Origin of the sequence: Nisaea sp. (assembly GCF_040217065.1) — a bacterium.
In the GTDB taxonomy this organism is placed as follows: Bacteria; Pseudomonadota; Alphaproteobacteria; order Thalassobaculales; family Thalassobaculaceae; genus Nisaea.
On record NZ_JAVJNX010000005.1, the window covers coordinates 1 to 17537 of the forward strand.

11 protein-coding genes, 1 tRNA gene, 1 rRNA gene and 1 pseudogene are annotated in these 17537 nt (G+C 54.3%); 8 read left to right on the forward strand and 6 right to left on the reverse strand.

Annotation, left to right across the window (positions count from 1 at the left end):
- Positions 1-10: 10 nt before the first annotated feature.
- From rrf to RH950_RS04810, 3 genes are all read left to right on the forward strand, one after another.
- Positions 11-125: ribosomal RNA gene (rrf, locus tag RH950_RS04800) — 5S ribosomal RNA — on the forward strand.
- A 59-nt stretch (positions 126-184) separates the two neighbouring features.
- Positions 185-261, forward strand: a tRNA-Met gene (locus RH950_RS04805).
- 61 nt (positions 262-322) lie between these two features.
- A complete protein-coding gene (locus RH950_RS04810) occupies positions 323-502 on the forward strand; it encodes a hypothetical protein (RefSeq protein ID WP_350054256.1) in 180 nt (59 codons plus the stop codon).
- A gap of 345 nt (positions 503-847) precedes the next feature.
- Here the strand turns inward: RH950_RS04810 and RH950_RS04815 are convergent.
- The 5 genes and pseudogenes from RH950_RS04815 to RH950_RS04835 all read right to left on the reverse strand — a co-directional run.
- Positions 848-1885 (reverse strand): annotated as a pseudogene (locus tag RH950_RS04815) (recombinase family protein); the annotation flags it as partial.
- An 81-nt stretch (positions 1886-1966) separates the two neighbouring features.
- Entirely contained in the window at positions 1967-3028 is a 1062-nt protein-coding gene (locus RH950_RS04820) for a tyrosine-type recombinase/integrase (protein ID WP_350054258.1), read from the reverse strand.
- Positions 3029-3042: 14 nt separating this feature from the next.
- The gene (locus RH950_RS04825; RefSeq protein ID WP_350054260.1) at positions 3043-4788 is read right to left on the reverse strand and encodes a tyrosine-type recombinase/integrase; all 1746 of its coding nucleotides are present in this window, start codon (positions 4786-4788) and stop codon (positions 3043-3045) included.
- Between the two features lie 81 nt (positions 4789-4869).
- Positions 4870-5067 carry a helix-turn-helix domain-containing protein gene (locus tag RH950_RS04830; RefSeq protein WP_350054262.1) on the reverse strand — a complete coding sequence of 66 codons (198 nt, stop codon included), beginning with the start codon at positions 5065-5067 and terminating at the stop codon, positions 4870-4872.
- Between the two features lie 324 nt (positions 5068-5391).
- The gene (locus RH950_RS04835) at positions 5392-5664 is read right to left on the reverse strand and encodes a hypothetical protein (protein ID WP_350054264.1); all 273 of its coding nucleotides are present in this window, start codon (positions 5662-5664) and stop codon (positions 5392-5394) included.
- Between the two features lie 328 nt (positions 5665-5992).
- On the opposite strand from RH950_RS04835, the gene RH950_RS04840 reads away from it, so the two are divergent.
- The 4 genes from RH950_RS04840 to RH950_RS04855 are packed head-to-tail and all read left to right on the forward strand — an operon-like array spanning position 5993 to position 14380.
- Positions 5993-9052 carry a BPTD_3080 family restriction endonuclease gene (locus RH950_RS04840; protein ID WP_350054266.1) on the forward strand — a complete coding sequence of 1020 codons (3060 nt, stop codon included), beginning with the start codon at positions 5993-5995 and terminating at the stop codon, positions 9050-9052.
- 2 nt (positions 9053-9054) lie between these two features.
- Entirely contained in the window at positions 9055-9723 is a 669-nt protein-coding gene (locus tag RH950_RS04845) for a hypothetical protein (protein ID WP_350054268.1), read from the forward strand.
- A gap of 4 nt (positions 9724-9727) precedes the next feature.
- Complete coding sequence (locus RH950_RS04850; protein WP_350054270.1) at positions 9728-12856, forward strand: site-specific DNA-methyltransferase; 3129 nt, start codon at positions 9728-9730, stop codon at positions 12854-12856.
- A 3-nt stretch (positions 12857-12859) separates the two neighbouring features.
- Positions 12860-14380, forward strand: a complete 1521-nt coding sequence (locus tag RH950_RS04855) for an AlbA family DNA-binding domain-containing protein (RefSeq protein ID WP_350054272.1) — start codon at positions 12860-12862, stop codon at positions 14378-14380.
- Positions 14381-14639: 259 nt separating this feature from the next.
- Here the strand turns inward: RH950_RS04855 and RH950_RS04860 are convergent, their stop codons facing one another.
- On the reverse strand, positions 14640-15860 hold the full coding sequence (locus tag RH950_RS04860) for a hypothetical protein (RefSeq protein ID WP_350054274.1): 1221 nt from the start codon (positions 15858-15860) through the stop codon (positions 14640-14642).
- 95 nt (positions 15861-15955) lie between these two features.
- Between RH950_RS04860 and RH950_RS04865 the strand changes: the two genes are divergently transcribed.
- The gene (locus RH950_RS04865) at positions 15956-17293 is read left to right on the forward strand and encodes an anti-phage deoxyguanosine triphosphatase (RefSeq protein WP_350054276.1); all 1338 of its coding nucleotides are present in this window, start codon (positions 15956-15958) and stop codon (positions 17291-17293) included.
- Positions 17294-17537: the final 244 nt, after the last annotated feature.

A 17537-nucleotide genomic window follows, 5' to 3' on the forward strand; every position in this document is an offset into this window, starting at 1 on the left:
CCGTTGATGACCTGGTGGTCATGGCGAGGGGCCCGCACCCGATCCCATTCCGAACTCGGCCGTGAAAACCCTCCGCGCCAATGGTACTGCGTCTTAAGGCGTGGGAGAGTAGGTCGCCGCCAGGTCATCTACGGGACAAGACAAAAATCTTAACCTCCACAATGCAACACAATCACACCCATGGCGCGGGGTGGAGCAGCCCGGTAGCTCGTCAGGCTCATAACCTGAAGGTCGTAGGTTCAAATCCTACCCCCGCAACCACTTTTGCCGAACAAGCGTACGGACCGAGAACACCCGCCCTATCTGAGGCAGGTTTTTTATTGTGCGCGGTCTCGATCATGGCGGCGATGTCGCCGGTCAGTTCGACCGGGCGGGAGCCGTCGTCTGCTCTAGAGCCTATCTCAACTCGGTCAATCAGCTCGCGGAGAATGTCCAGTGCCTCGGTGCGCAGTTCCTCCTGATTCAAGGCTTCATGCAGGTTCGCGACTTTGTCCGCATATAGCGTAGCGAGGTTCGGGAGCAGAAGTGGCGGTGCCGGCGTGGCATCGGCGAGTTCCTGTTCCAGATCAGTCTTTCGACGTTCCAGATCTTCGAGCTTTGCCTTCAGGCCGTCTGTGCGGAGTCCGTCTGCGATCGCGTCGTAGAGACCGTCCAGCTTGCGGATCACCGACGTGAGTTCCTTCTTGCTTGCCCCCTTTTCTGTGTCGGCAAGAGCCCGCTGCCGGTTCGTCTCGGCATGGAATTCCTTTATGAATATTTCGACGAGATCCGGTGCCATCAGGTTGCACTTGAGTGCATCGACAATGTGGTTCTCCAGATTGGCCCGACGTATGGACGCCTTGTTGCTGCAGGCGCCGGACGCACGGGCTGTCGAGCAGCCAAGATAATCCCGTCCAACGGCGGCAAAACTGCTGCCGCAGTTGGCGCAGAAAACCTTGCCTGTCAGAAGGTGCTTTGCTCGCCTGCGCTCCCAGAACCGGGACGCGCGGGACTTCTCGACCGTGGGAGAGTGCCGGATGTCCTGTTGGCGGTACTTTACCTTGTCCCAGAGCGAGTCTTCGATAATGCGGAGTTCCGGCACGTCTATGACAACCCATTCAGAAAGATCGTTCAATCGGGAGACACGTTTGCCGCTCTCCGGATCCTTGATGTAGCGCTGCCGGTTCCAGACGAGGCGCCCAACATAAAGCTCATTGTTCAAGATCCCCGTGCCGCGCGTGATGTGCCCGCGGATCGTGGTGTCGCGCCAGAGGTTGCCGGAGGGGCCTGGTATACCCTCGTTATTCAGGCGTTGGGCGATCGCACGGGGAGAGTGGCCGGCTGCGAACAAAGCGAAGATCCCGCGGACGACTGCGGCTTGCCTTGCGTTGATGCTTCGGTTGCCCCGTTCCGGCAACCCATCTGCTCCGGTGCCATGGACGACGTCATATCCGTAGGCGTTCCCCCCACCGGAAAGGCCTTGCTCGATGCGGCCGCGAAGGCCCCGGCGGGTTTTGTCTGCGAGGTCTTTGAGAAATAGGGCGTTCATGGTGCCCTTGAGGCCGACATGAAGCTCGGAGATGGCTCCTTCGGAGAGCGTCGAGATCGAGACGCCGCAGAACTTAAGCTGTTTGTAGATCTGGGCGACGTCCGCCTGGTCGCGGCTCAGGCGGTCGAGCGCCTCGCAGACCACGACGTCGAAACGCTTGGACCGTGCGGCTTCCAGCAGGTCCTGCAGGCCGGGGCGAATGATGGATGCACCAGAAATAGCCCTGTCACAGAACTCGCCGCCGATCGACCAGCCTTCCTGCGCGACACGCATGCGGCAGAGGCGGACCTGGTCCTCGATCGAAGCGTCGCGCTGGTTGTCGGACGAGTAACGGGCATAGATAGCGGTGCGGGTCATTGGAGGGCTCCTTCAGATCTGATCTGCCGAACCGTGCCCTCCTTGGCCTTGGTTCGACACAGTTTTAAGCGGACACTAGGGCTAGTCAATCACGTCTTGCTTCAATAAGGCTCGGAGAGCTGTGGTGCTTGTTGTGAAACGGCGAGAGGCGCTCAGATTGCATGCCTGGTTGTAGACCTTTTGGCTTGTAGCGATGCTCGAATGGCCAAGCACCTCCTTGGTTATCCAGACGTGCCCCGGGTCTTCCAACGCAATGCTCGTAGCAGCGCAGTCGCGGAAGAAATGTGGCGGAATTGCTTTGCCAAATTTGGATTTCGTGAGATCCGATATGCGGCTGCTTATGGAGGCGGGGCTCATAGGTTTGCCGTATTGGCTGAGCCATACATGACCTGTATCAGCTTCAATCTTGGTGTTCTTCATCAGAACAGGCCGCACACGAGAGAAATACAGATCGAGGTGAGGGGTCAGGCTGTCGATCACTCTATAGGAGCGGGCCTTGTGATTTTTCATTTGGGCGCCGTCGTGCTGAACAAGATATCCGACTTTGTCTTGAACTAACGTGTCGCCTAGGCGGAGATCCTGAAAATTATGCCGGCGGTCCGGATGAGCGGCGAGGAAGCTAATCATTAGGCCGTCGCGGAACTCGTAAGCAGCAAACGACGTCAGAGGGAGTGGACCTCTGTTCTTGTCTATCAGCTCCTGGCCGAATGCGAACAGCGCATCGATTGGCACCAGCCGCGCAGCTTTGTTCCTGGTCTTCGGCGTCGCTGCGTAATGACGAGCTATGTGATCTAGCCACCCGTAGTCGCGGGTTTCTTCCATCGCGCGGACTACGGTATGGATACCTCGAAGCGCTAGATGCACTGTGTTGCCAGAGCGGCCTTTACAGAACTCTTCTGCGAAACGAAGGACGTCTTTCTTTGTGATGAGATTCTTGGGAGAAGCGCCGTTTGAAAGCAGATTTCGATTAATCAGCCAGGAGTTCCAAAGCCCATACCCGCGTTCTGCAAGCCCGATCGTGGCTGGACGCAAGTGCGCGGCCCAGCCGGGATCATCGAGTTTGCTCGCCTTCTTCTGGGCCCGAGTCCAGAGTTCCCTGTCAACCGGGTGCCAGTTGTGAACCGGAATGGGGCTGAGTTTCATCGAAACGTCTCCCCTTAAACCATGTCGCCGAAGTCAGCAGTCGTATCCGGCTCACGGATCTTCAGAACGCTCTTGTGGAACTGTTTGATCGCAGCTTCTGTCTCGGTACCAGAATAGAAGTTCACAAGCGTTTCGAGCTTCTTGTGACCACAAAGCCGTCGCAGAGTTTCATAGTCACCCGGGTTCTGACGCAGATGATTTTGACACGCGAAGTGCCGAAACAGATGGGCATTGAACTCGACTCCAAGCTCCCGCTTGAGGCCAAGCCGGACAATACGACTCAAGCTGTTGGGCGTCATGTACCCTCCGACACCACCGGGGAAAAGCGCTGTACTCTCTTGTGCCATCAACACCGGGCGGAACCGCTCCACGTAATCGCGAATGAGTGCCGTACTCTCCGCCGGCAAAAGGAACTCTAGCTGTACCGAGTTCTTGACCTCCGGCTCTTCGAAAGTGATCTGCAACTCTCCATCTGCCGAGATGGGCCAGGCGATGTGCCTGTTGATATCCAGGAGCGCTAGGTTCTTTCGCCTAAGTGGCGCCATCAGCAATATCTCGATGCATACCGCCAATCGCATATCAACTGCATCGGCATAGGCAATGTCGCTAAGGCCTCTCAGACGCGCGGCGATGCCTTCTGGCAGGAGGTACATTGCTCTAAGAGCGTCTTCGTCATCAAAACGCTGGAGACGCTGACGATTCTGCTTGGTCAGCCCCGATTGCGGGCGTCTACAACGCCGGGAAAACTTAATGAGCTGAGACAAGGTGTTATCTTCTAAATTGAGAAACCGCGCGATTGACACGAAATCGTGGGCATATTGACAGGCCATCGGGGAGGCGATTTCGTCATTTCCCCAGGCCAGATCGAGGCCTCCCTTGACATTTGGCGCGGTCAGAAGCGCGGTGATGCAGGTCACACTCGACGCATCCAGTCCTTCCCGAACCAGCATGCCTGCAAGACGTCGGAGATTGGCGACGTGCCCTCTGATCGTCGCCGGCCTGAGCGGCTTGTCGAAGGATTCGTTGAACTTGCTCGGCTTGGCTCTCGCTTCCGCGTACGCATCGACGTCATTCTTGAAGCTCTCAGGGAAAGCACTCCACTGCATCGTAGTCGTCGGGCGGCGGCAACGGTGCAGAACTGGATTTCCAACCCAACCGTCGATCCGAGAAGCCGCCTGGTTCCAGGCTCGTCGTGCCTCAGCAGCTGATGTAACGGGGTTTTTTGCCAGCGAAAAATCGGTTAGCTCGGCCTCGAACTGGAGGAAAGTCTTGTCATTAACGATATCCGGCTCAATTCCGTCGCGAGAGCACCAGCGGGCGAATTTAGACAGAAGAGCTACTGTTTTCAGCTTTTCGGCGCGATCCATATTCGCTTGCCACGCTGCGGTGAGCGCACATTGCTGGCGAGCACGGATGGTCAGGACGTCCAATTCGAACAAGCAAGCTTCGATCAATGACCGAATGTTGGACCATCTTGATTTGGAGATACCAGCGACTTGAGGGCTGGCTTTGTCGATCAGAATGCGGATGATTTCAGGGTCAGCATGGATGGTCGTCGCCGGCTTGCCGGACGCTTCCGCGAATTTCTTGATCGCGGAGCGGAGATCCGCCCGTCGCCGTTTGCTCCAGTCCGGCAGCAATTCGGTGCAGCGCTCCCGGATGTCGCCAAGGGTAAGATGTTCCTTCATCTTGGGGGCCGTTCGTGAACCCATGTTCTGACCCTTTTTGCTCTCGTGATGACTGTCGTGGAATTGCGTCATTTTTCGTGAAAACCCCCAGTTTGTTTTATACCGTTAAGTGAACCGGGTGTTTTCACGAGAGTTGTTTGGCGGACCATCCGGCTAGGACTGGTGATGACTGAAGATGCCTCCCCTCTTGTGTTTGTTGGCGAACAACTCGAGGTCGACTTTGCTGATCCTGATCGCGCGTCCAAACGTGTGATGCGGGAGATCGCCGGTTTCGATAGATCGGTAGATGGTCTTGGTGGAGAGGTTCAAAAGGTCAGCAGCTTGCTTCACCGTCATCAGAGGGGAGGACATCGCTTGCGCTCCGTGTAAGTTCCCGGGCGGCAGCGCGGCCAAGCGCCCGAGCCAGCGCTTTCAAGGCTGCATTCGCCTCGGTGGCCCGGGTAGAAGGCGCGGCTCCAATATTTTCAACCGCAAGCTTGGCATGCTGTCGTCGGCTCATGACGCCAGCGTCGCTCGCCGATCTCTTAAGGCAAAATTCTGCAGAGCGAGTGGGTCATCCTATAGACCAGTGCTATTTGACTTGGACTCGCTGTGTCTCGGATGACCTTCAAGCCCAGCGGTTACCCTCAGAATAGTCGTTGTTGGAGGTGACGTCCTGAGAGCGCAGCTGCGGTATCAAACCGTATCCGCAGGCAGCTTCGGCTGCTTACAAATCGTGATGGTGATCGACTCCCATTGGTCAAGTTTATGTTTGTTCTGGTGTAAAGCATTGTGGGCCGCATCAAGCGCGATATTCCGATACGGGCTTTCGACCACGACTGCGGTGTGGGGCTTAGCCCGCTTGCCTTCTTGCTCGGCAAAGTCGGCACTTAGTCTTACTCTCCAGATCACAGATTGATCGAAGATCGATTTTTTATCCTGATCACCGGACTTTTCTAAAAATTTCATGTCAATTCTCCTTTTTATAAGTAATTCTCAATATTTTATGAGAATAGAGAAAGAAAAAAGATCACATCAATAATATCGATGGGTTATTGTTTTAATTATTCGATTAAAAAAGAGACGGTTGATCTTGGCCCCGAATAAAAATGTTTGGGGGTAACGTGGGTGTGGTGCGCATCCTAAACCTTAGGAAGCCATTGTCCGCAGGCATCAGACCGCTTGATCCTGCAACAGTCTGGAGTTCGGTCTGATCTCTAACGCTCCGAAAGACCGGTTGCCATTGAGCTGGTTAACGTAGAAAGTCGTAGCAACTTAGAGGCGAGGGGGCGTTGAGGTGGTGCAGCCTTTTGAAATCAATCCAATTCTGAATACGCCATACGATGAGCCCGCCGAACACTGGATTTTAGATTCGAAGGGGCAGCCTACAGGTAAAACAAAACAGGGCAGACGCGACCCTGGATATGTCGTGCCAGTCGCGGCTCCTCGACGATCGGGCGGACAAACAGAGTTCGAACTCGGAGCCGATGATCTTGGTAGCCAAAACACGTTAGTGAAGCTCGTTCGACCAGAGGTCGACAAATGGCGAGGGTTGCCTTCGTCGAAATGGAGCGTCACTCCTGAAACGGAACGTCTTCTACGATGGTGGCGCGACAGGTCGGTTCGAGAATTCCCCTACTTTTTCTGCCAGCTAGAGGCTGTCGAGACCATCATCTGGCTAACTGAGGTCGCGCCCAAGTCTTATCGCGAGGAGCTGTTGGCAGCCAATCAGGCTGCAAATCCCGGGCTATTTCGCATTGCGGCAAAAATGGCAACGGGGTCGGGTAAAACGACTGTCATGGCTCTCTTGATTGCTTGGCAGGCGATCAATGCGGCGAGGCGTCCAACAAGTAGTCGGTTCACCAATGGATTTCTGATCGTGGCCCCTGGGATCACCATTCGTGACCGCTTGCGGGTGCTTCAGCCAGAAGAAAGCGGAAACTATTTCGAAGATCCCAAGCGACGTCTCGTGCCGCCAGAAATGCTCGGCGACTTGCGAAAAGCGCGTGTTGTCGTGACCAATTATCATGCATTTCAGCTCCGAGAGACGGTTGCCGTGAAGCCGGAGGCTAGAAAAATCCTGGCCGACAGAGGTGAAGAGCCGAAGCGTTTCCTCGAGACTGAAGGGCAAATGATTCAGCGTGTTGCATCCAAGCTCATGGGGCTTAAACGGGTGATTGTGTTGAACGATGAAGCTCATCATTGTTATCGAGAAAAGCCGGGGGAGAGTGAGGAGAACAAACTCGATACAGAAGAGAAGGATGAGGCCAAAAAGAATAATGAGGCTGCACGGGTTTGGATTTCCGGCATCGAGGCCTTAGCTAGAGATCGCGAAGTTCAGACGGTGTACGACTTGTCTGCCACACCGTTTTTCCTTCGTGGATCAGGGTATCCTGAAGGCACTTTGTTTCCTTGGGTGGTTTCGGATTTCTCTTTGATGGATGCCATTGAGTGCGGAATCGTGAAGACCCCCCGATTGCCGGTTTTGGATGATGCGGTTTCCGGCGATATGCCGAAGTACCGCGCGCTTTACGCCAATCTTCCAAAGAATTCGCTTCCTAAGAAAGGCCGAAAGAAAGACGCAGGATCGCTCGACCCTGAAGAGCTTCCAGAACTGTTACGTAGTGCGGTCGAGGCTCTTTATCATCACTATGAAGTGACATTCAAGGAATGGGATGAATCCAATATAGGCCGACCTCCGGTTTTTATTGTTGTTGCGAATAATACTGCCACGTCGAAATTGATTTATGATTTCATCTCTGGGTATGAGCGTTCGGAAGAAAATTCTGGAGAGGTGAGGGGGCGGTTGATCGAAGGGAAGCTGAAGCTTTTCTCGAACGTGACTGAGACAGCTCATTGGCGTGACAAGCCTCGTACGATCCTGATCGATAGCGAAGCGCTTGAATCTGGAGATTCCCTGCCAGACGATTTCCGTAAGGCGGCGGCTAAAGAGATTGATGAATTCAGGAATGAGGTTGCGCGTCGTGATGGAGCTTCGGCGGCTGAAAAGTTGACCGACGCCCACATATTGCGTGAGGTCATGAACACGGTCGGTCAGCCGGGCAAGTTGGGCGGGGAAATCCGCTGCGTTGTGTCGGTTTCAATGCTTACTGAAGGTTGGGATGCCAATACTGTCAGCCATATTCTTGGGGTCCGTGCATTTGGCACACAGCTACTATGCGAGCAGGTGGTCGGGCGCGGCTTGCGTAGAGTTAGCTACACGCCCGGAGAGGACGGCAAGCTGTTGCCCGAATATGCTGACGTTCTGGGCATTCCGTTCGACTTCACACAGAATCCAACGCCCGCGAAAATCACTCCGCCGCCACGAATGACAAGAGTCCGAGCTCTGCAAGAGCGGGAATCCTGTGAAATTCGCTTTCCAAACATCTCAGGGTATCGCGTTGCCTATCCGCGGGGGCCTCTGGTCGCCAACTTCACGGACGATTCGAAACTTACCGTCACTCCGGACGACATTCCTACTTCAACGGACGTTGAACCAATTGTCGGTGAAGGGATCGAGCTAAGCTTGGGCAACTATGAAAGCCAGCGGATGAAGTCTGTCTACTATGCGGTCGCAGGATACACCTTACGCCGCTACATCCGCGAGGACTCAAAGCCAAAGCTCTTCACCCCGGGTGAAGAACAGCCTCAATCACCTGCGCCCGAAATTCCACTTCACCGCTTTGGTGAGCTGTTACGGATTACCGAACGTTGGTTTGAGGAATGCCTGACGTGTCACGGTCAGAACCGTGAGGCTCTGAAGCGGGTGTTCCTGTGGCGCCCGATGGCGCAGAAGGCCGCGGAAAGAATTGCCCGCGCGTGTGCGCCGTCCTCGTCGCGGGAGTTCGTTCGGGCCATCCCCAACCCTTACAATGAAGAAGGCTCGACCCGCTTTGTCGACTTTGCCACCTCTAAGTCAGATTTGTTCAGCACCAATCCGGCTCTCTGCCATGTGAATTATGTCATCGCCGACCAGGATTGGGAGAAAGCTTTCGCAACGGCCATCGAGCGGGAGCTTTCAGATATCTGTCTGGCCTACGTCAAGAACCACAATCTCGGTTTTGAAGTACCATACGAGTACCGGGGCGAAACGCACCGCTACCGGCCGGATTATATTCTTAGGTTGGATGATGGGAATGGCCCTGATGACCCAATTTACCTAGTGGTCGAGGTTAAGGGACGGCGCACCGAACAGGACGCGGCGAAGGCCGACACAATGAATACCCGCTGGGTGCCAGGCGTTAATGCACTGGGACGGTTTGGTCGCTGGGCATTCATTGAACTAGACAATCCTTACACATTCTCCGGTGATGTGAAGAACTTCATTGGTCAGTCAATTTCCTCAAGAGTCGCGTAAGTATGTTCCACAGATTTGATGAAGCCATTCAAGCGGTTGTTGGGCAAATCGTGTCGCAGACTGATGACCTTTGCCGCCGTATTGATCATACAGTTCATGACGAGGATGACTTTACCTCCCGCATGGCCGATCGGATCGAGCGCAGCGTCGATGGCGTTCTTGTAGGAGGTATTAGATGGAAGGTCATCACCCGGAAGCTGCCCTGGCGTGGCGCCAAGTCCGAGGAAAGCCGCTTTGGGGCGGATCTCGGTCTTGTCCTTCGAATGTCCGGGCGCGGGTTCGACGTTTCCAAGGGGTATCTGATCCAAGCTAAGATGGTCCCCGCGTTTTCGCTCGATATGATGAATAGCGCACCCATCACCAAGAATGACCGGGTCTTCGATCAGTGCAGAAAGATGCTTGGTGTGACCCAGGAATCCTATGTCTGGTTTTACTCGCAAACAGGTATCTCCATCCTGCGGGCTGGGTCGATGGTGGAGATCGATCCAAGTCGCATACCGGAAATGCGCCGTCAGAGCCTACATGGCTTCATGGCCCGTGCCTTCATGTCTTGGAATGGTGACTACAAGTTTGGAGATCTGAGTAAGGACAGCCTCGAATCTGTGATTGAAGAACGGCTTGTGAAGCAGGCCATCCTGATTCATGCAACAGAAGCGCGGGCAGAGGAATAATAACATGGCGAAGAAACCCTCGAAGCCGCAGGAAGTCGAGAACTACAACCACGACGCTGCAAAGCGCACCATGATCCCCACCGCCGAGCAACAGGGCTTTGTGGAGGAGGATGAGGCAAGGCCGATCAAGTTGCGCTATCCGCGCAATCTCGACTTTGACCCGCAGTTTGTCTGGCGCGGTAAGGATGCTGAGGACGCGACCGATCTCTATGTCGATGCGCCGCCGGTATACATTCAGGAGAAGATCCACCCGCGCGCCATTATCGAACGGCTAAAGCGGGACACGTCCCGGCGCCGAGAAGCTGAGGCGGACATCCCCGACCTTTTTGCTGATTTCAATGGTCGCCCGAAAGAACTGGAGGCGCGGACGGAGTTCTATCAGCACGAGCAAAACTGGCAAAACCGGATGATCCTCGGCGATGCGCTAATGGTGATGGCGAGCCTCGCCGAACGCGAGAACCTCCGAGGCAAGGTTCAATGCATTTATATGGATCCCCCCTATGGCATCAAGTTCAACTCAAACTGGCAGTTCTCAACAAGCTCTAGAGATGTGAATGACGGCACATCTGCTCACATAAGCCGCGAACCTGAAGTTATTCGAGCTTTCCGTGACACGTGGAAAGATGGTGTCAACACATACCTTTCTTATCTAAGAGACAGGTTGGTGGTTTCGAAAGACCTGCTGACAGAAACGGGTTCGATATTTGTCCAGATAGGCGATGAGAATGTGCACCGTGTTCGAGCGCTCTTAGACGAGGTTTTTGGACCAGACAGCTTTGTTTCACTTATTTCCGTAACCAAAACAACTTCTGCAACAAACGACTTTATTGCGGGTGTGGCGGACTATGTAATTTGGTATTCAAAAGAACCTAATCGCCTTAAGTATCGAGCGCTTCTTCGGGAGAAGACTCCTGGCGGTGATGGAGGAGCTCATTATCGCTCAATCATGTTTTCTGACGGTACCACTCGACCTGCTTCCGCCGAAGAAAGAGTCGGGAACCTAACAGACGACTCCGCATTGTTTACTGCCGACCAGCTGCAATCGACCGGCAGCCACGGATCACTGAAGCAGGAAGGTGCGGCTTCATGGTTCCCGGTAATCGAGACTGGAAAAATCTTTAGACCGACCCGTCAAAGCATATGGAAGACAAGCGAAATTGGGATGCGTCGTCTCCAGCGAGCGGGACGGGTTATCGGACAGAAAACCGCTATTCGATATGTTCGCAAGTTCGACGACTTTAAGTCCTTTGCGCTCAATAACGTGTGGACCGATATAGGAGCTGCCAGCGACAAATCCTACGTTGTGGAAACTGCGCCTAGGTTGGTGGAACGTTGCATCTTGATGACAACGGACCCTGGTGACCTAGTGCTCGATCCAACTTGTGGTTCCGGTACGACCGCCTATGCGGCCGAGCAATGGGGACGGCGCTGGATCACTATTGACACGTCACGCGTCGCTTTAACTCTTGCACGAGCGCGGATCATGGGGACGCGATATCCATATTACCTGCTGCGCGATACTGAAATTGGTCTCGAAAAAGAGGCCGAGATTATAGGATTGGCTGCGCATGCCGATAGGCTGGCGGAAGTGCGTCGAGAGAAGCACAAGCCTGACATAACTCTTGGCTTCGTCTATCGTCGTGTGCCGCACATACAGCTCCGCGACATTGCCGGGAATACCCAGATCGACACCTTGTGGGAGGAAATGCATCCCGCAGTCGAATCTGCGTTGACCGCGTTAAACGACAGTCTGAAAAGCATGCCGGAACCGTTCCCGGTCAGTAACGGAGCGCGCCGCGGCGATGTGATCGACTTTATGGCGCAAGGCGAGGTTACGATGCCGTCGGGTGAGCCTGCTCCCAAGAACGGCTTCATGGAATGGGAAGTCCCCCGAGACCCCGGCACACCGTGGCTTGAAGCTCATCAGAAGCTCTATGCGCTCGCTAAGTCGTGGGCCTCAGACGCGATCCCAGCCAAACGCCGCAAGGCGGAGGATGCTCTGGCCGACCTGAACGTGGCACGCAAAAAAAACTGGACGTTTGAGACTCTGCCGGAACAGCCAGTAACTCAATGGCCCGAGGCAGCGGAGGAGGCGCTTGAAACTTTCTGGGAGGCCCGCATCGTGCGGCAAAGCGCCATCGACGCCGCCATCGAGCGAGAAGGGAACCGGAATGCTGAGTTCCTCTATGACAAGCCATGTGACGACCCCAAGACCATCCGCGTCGCCGGGCCATTCACCGTCGAGAGTCTATCCCCCTATCGCGTGATCCCGTCTGACGATGACCCGCGCATCCTCGATAGTTTGCGTGACGAGGAGGGCGAGTTGCCACTTCGTGTAGTGCCTAAGGAACAGACCGACTTCGCTCAGGTGGTCATGGAACATCTGAAGGTCGCGGGCGTACAGAACACCAAGAAGGGCGAGCGGCTGGAATTCGACTCCATTGAGCCATGGCCAGGTAAGGGCTATGTCGCCTTCGAAGGTCGTTATGAAGAACGTGGGGCCACCCGTCGTGCGGCTATCGCCATTGGCCCGGAATACGATGCCGTGGGCTATGAGTTCGTCCGCAGTGCTGCAAGAGAAGCACGCGATGCCTTCGATATTTTGATTATCTGCGGGTTCCAGTTTGCGCCCGAGGTGGATGATACCATGTTGAACTTCGGCCGGCTCAAGGTCCTGAAGGCACGGATGAATCAGGACATCCGCATGGGTGACAAGCTGAAAAACACGGGGGCAGGTAACCTGTTCGTGGTCTTTGGCGAGCCAGATATCGAGGTCCGGGGCGCTGGTGACAACATGATCCAGGTAGAGATCAAGGGCGTGGACATCTTCGATCCTACAACGGGGGAGGTTAAGTCTTCCGACAATCCCGCCGATGACATCGCTTGTTGGTTCATCGACGATGATTACGACGAGGAGAGTTTTTTTGTCCGCCACGCCTACTTCCTTGGCGGTGCATCGGGCGATCCGTACAAGGCATTGAAGCGAGCTTTAAAGGCAGAGATCGATGAGGAAGCCTGGGCCAGCCTGCATACGACGCTTTCTCATCCTTTTCCGCGACCCGAAAGTGGTCAGATTTGCGTGAAGGTCATCAACCATTTTGGTGACGAGGTTCAGAAGGTGTTCACGGTGTAGGAGATGCCCCGTAGGTCGATCACGGACGAGGAAATTGGCCTGATTAAGGCCATGCTGCGCCGGGGAATGCGGAACCGGGACATCCAGTTCTATTTCAATCGGCAGGACCGCCCGGTGAATTCGGGCCGCATCACGGGCATCCGCTCAGATACTTATGGCCCTGAAGTGCCAGAGGCGAGCGACGCCGAATTAGATGCTTTCCTGGCAACCTTTGCACCCGCCGAAGTCGGGGTGGTCATCGGGGGCGGCGGCCAGCCGGAACTTACGCTCGCGGATCGAGCTCGCGCCCGTTTTGCTGAACGGGAGGATGGCAATTGGTATCTCTCGGACGGGGAAACATCCGATCAGGAGTGCAAAGCCGATTTCGATCCCCGCCGCATGGAGCCGATTATTCGCGCTATCGCAGCTTTGGCGAACCATCGGGGCGGTTTTGTCTTTATCGGCGTGAACAATGCGGATTTCCGTGTTTTGGGGATGACGGGCACGAGTTTCCAAGAAACTGATATCGTCAGGATCACGGATCGGGCCAAGACATTGCTGACGCCCACACCGGTTTTCGCAAAGGAATTAATTGAGGTTGGCGGTCACGCAGTCGGCGTCATCCATGTTGAGAAGCATCACAGCCCTCCAGTGATTGTGTGCAGGGACGCGAACGGTCTTGAAGATGGGACGATCTTGTTTCGTTATCCCGGGCAGTCCAGCAAGATCAAATTTGGCGACCTGCTGGAGATATTGCGTCAGCGGGACCGAGCTGCGCAGCAGGTGCTCCTCGCAAGTGCATCGCGACTGAGTGAGATCGGGGCCGACCGGGCTCTGATCTTGGATACGAATAAAGGTGAACTAGACGCTGGCACGAAGCGGATCACGATTGATCGAACACTGGCTGATCAGCTTGAATTCATCCGGGAGGGCGAATTCAATGAACAGCAAGGAGCGCCTGCTCTCAGGCTGGTTGGTGATGTCCATGCCGTCGACCCTGAAGGGGAGGAAGTCGTTGAGCGTATCGAAGGGCACGCATTGTCGCCAGACATGGCTTTGCTGGCGTACCTAGACCGAACAGTTGTGCGCTCCCCTCTGGAATATGTTTGCCTTTCGGCCCTCGTGCAGCGGCAGTGGCTGCCTTTGTTCTACTTTGTCCGCTTGGCCGGAAATGACAGGGCCGTTGCGATCGAAGCTCTGGAGAACACAGACGCTGTTTACAGGCGATCCAAGGAGAAGGCACTCGTCAGACTTCGTGGCGAATTGTCTGCATTTTCCGCACCTGGTGGGGCCATCGTTGACGTCGTGCGTGCATTGCAAGACGAGGACATTAGCGAACTCCGCGAACAATTCACTGATTTTCAGCTTGTGCGGGGATTCCAGGGGCTGCCAAACGGTACACTTCCGACTATGGCTCAATTCGGTCTGCTCAAAGACATCTATGGTGCAGCCGAAGAAGATGCCAACGTTCGAAGTGGTGTGTTCCGCGCCGCCGCTCGCCTAGACGAACTTGAGGATCAAGTGCAGCCCGAACCGGCGCGATGAGCAAGGTTTTTTAAACAGAAGGCGGATTTCCGGCGTGCGCGATGAGCCTTTATCCGAAGGCGATTCCGTGTAGAAAAGCGACCCGCCGCCGAGCCTAAGGCTCTTATTTGGCATTGCCCGCTTTTTCGGTCGGGATTTCACAGAATGTATGCATCAAAAGTGCGGGCGAGTCTGCGTTCGTTTCCTAGTCACACATGTGACATGCGAAGGCAAATCCGCTGCAAGGAGCCTGCTGCAAACGGAATTGGATTGCACATCGTCACGATAGCTCCCACGGTTTGAAATTCTCAAATTGGAGCAGTATTGGGGGACCATCCGACATAGGGTCGAGCCGCTCCGCATAATTCTGCGCCCACTTGATCCACTGCCTAACGGCTTCGGGATTGTCGTAGTTCCCAGAGAACAAACTGGCTTCAACATCGGTGATGTAGTCGAGGACCTCTTGCCTCCGCCGTCGCCTATCGAGGTCATGGGTGAGGACCTCGATACGCTTCTTCTCAAGAGCCACATTTCGACGTTGCTCTTCCCGGCGACGTTCAGCTTCTTTCCATTCGCGTTCACGGCGTTCATCGTCAACGCGTTTGGCTTTGATTGCTGCTGACCATGTAGAAAACGCTTCGAGGATTGGATTAATAAGTGATTCTATTCTCTGGGTCTTGCCGTCACCGAAAGATTTTCGAAGTCCACCGTATACATACTTGCTTTCAGTGATCTGAAAACGGATATGTCCGTTGGGGGCGTGATCCCACTCCGGCGGATTAGGTTTTGGTGTCCAGTCAAAATCGTCCCAGCTCCGAGAGCGACGTGCCTGGCGTCCTTCCCACTGGTGGATCGCTTCCAGTTCGGCTTGGGTCGGTATATGCCTTGAACGGGTAACCTGCTCGCTAACACTAAACTCGAGCGTCTCGCCGTCCGCGACCAACACCAAGGCATGTACGCCCTTGACGATAATGAAGCCTCGACTTTCGGCTGCATTCAATAGCGAGTGCAAGAAGCTCGACACTCTGTCTATGCTCTTGGGTCCAATCTCCACATTGAAGATACCGTCACCTTTTACAGCGACCAGACCATTTGGGTTCGACTTCGCTCGTTCAAGTTTCTTCCGAGTTTGGGCGACTTTTGGATGGAGGTCCTCTGGGACGGGTACCGCTTCAACCTCGATTTTATTCTCTGGTAGCCGCTCTCGCCGTTTGGCTTCCTTACGAGCTGCCTGCACAGTTCTAGGAAGGTCGTTCAGTGCACTGCCGTAAATCAAGATATGCTCGACAGCCGCATCTGAGACCTTTCTGAAGAGCGCCTTTTTGACTGGTTTCCCTGCGGCCTTCTTCGCCCAGTAACCCCTACCCGGAACGGGAATCCGATGCTTCTCACAGATCTTTTTCAATGCGACATCTGATATTCCATAATCAGCTGCAACCTTCGTCATAGGTCGTTCCCAGATTTCCTCGAACAACTCTTGACGGGTGGTTTGGAGCGTCATGATCGCAATCCATGTATTTGAAGGATAGAAGTGACTATCCTAATGCCCAACGCTTCAGGGGGAAGATCTGTGTTTCTGATTGGGGAGAACTCGAAATGAATTGGCTGGAACGCCGCGAATCTTGGAGCCAACAACCCGAAGACGCGCGGGACGGGGCGGCGATAGACTACGGTCGTGTGATTCATTCCGGGTCGTTTCGCCGCCTTCAAGGAAAAACCCAAATTCTAAGCTTAGGAGACAGCGACTTTTATCGTACGCGGCTAACTCATTCCCTCGAGGTCGCTCAGATCGCCGGCGGGATAGCAAGGCAGCTCGAAAAAACTTATCCCGGACACCCAGCGACGGAACATCTTCCGGGTATAAGTATGATCCACGCAATCGGTTGCACGCACGATCTTGGGCACCCACCATTCGGCCACGGTGGTGAAGTGGCGCTGAACTATTGCATGCGAGAAGAGGGCGGATTTGAAGGCAACGGTCAGACGTTGCGTATTCTGTCCAAGTTGGAGCTTTTCTCTGCGAATGCAGGAGCGAATCTTACCCGCCGTTCGCTCCTAGGTGTGCTCAAATACCCCGCCGCATACAGTCGTGTCCGCAATTCCGACATTGTTCCAGCCTTGGCGAAGGGGCCATCGGCCTTAAATCTCCTTGATGTGAAATCATGCAAGCCACCGAAATGCTACATGGACTCTGAGCAAGATGTAGTGGACTGGGTCTTGGCGCCGCTAAACGCTTCCGATCGCGAAACCTTTCAGCAAGTGACTGAGAGGTCGGACAAGCATGCCGCGACAAGTCATAAGTCACTGGATTGTAGCATCATGGATGTCGCCGACGACATTGCCTATGGCGTGCATGATCTTGAAGACGCAATTGCTCTAGGGATCGTATCGGAGGATACATTTAGGGAATCTTTGGACGAGAAGTGTCCTACGTTCCTTGAGGCGTTGAAGGAAAAATACCCTGGAGAATCCGGGAACGATGTTTTCTCGCATTTCGTCGAGGGGCTGTTTGGGAATAGCGGAACACGTAAGCGTTTTATCAGTCGACTTGTACACCACTTCATCAGTGCGGTGGAGTATTCAGAAGTGCCACAACTAATGGAACCGTTGGTGCGATACCGAGCAGAGCTGAGAGATGATCAACGGACTTTCTTGAATGAGCTTCAGGGCTTTGTAGTGAAGCACGTCATTAAGTCGCCGGAGGTACAGCATCTCGAGTTTAAGGGGCAAGGAATGGTGGTCTCTGTGTTCGAGGCGATGCAATCAGATCCAAATCGGCTTCTTCCTCGCGATATTTTGGTTCATTTTGAATCCGATGAAGATAAATCGCGAATAATATGCGACTATATTGCAGGTATGACTGACTCTTATCTTCTTAAAACTTATGAAAGATTATTTAGTCCGCGAATGGGGTCCGTTTTTGATAAACTTTAAACGCCAAAAATGTATACTCTATTGGGAAATTGTATCGCTTTTCTGCAATATGCGGCGTGATGAACTATGATTGTTTGTCGGGAGCATTGTGAAGGCTTGCTTGACGATTGAGGGGAACATATCGGGCAAGCTGTCACAGCGTGACAACAGTTCGGTATAGGTGGCATCCTGCCCCCGCAACCAAATTACAAAATAATATCAATACACTAAACCAAACGCCTTCGGAGAAATCCGCGGGGCGTTT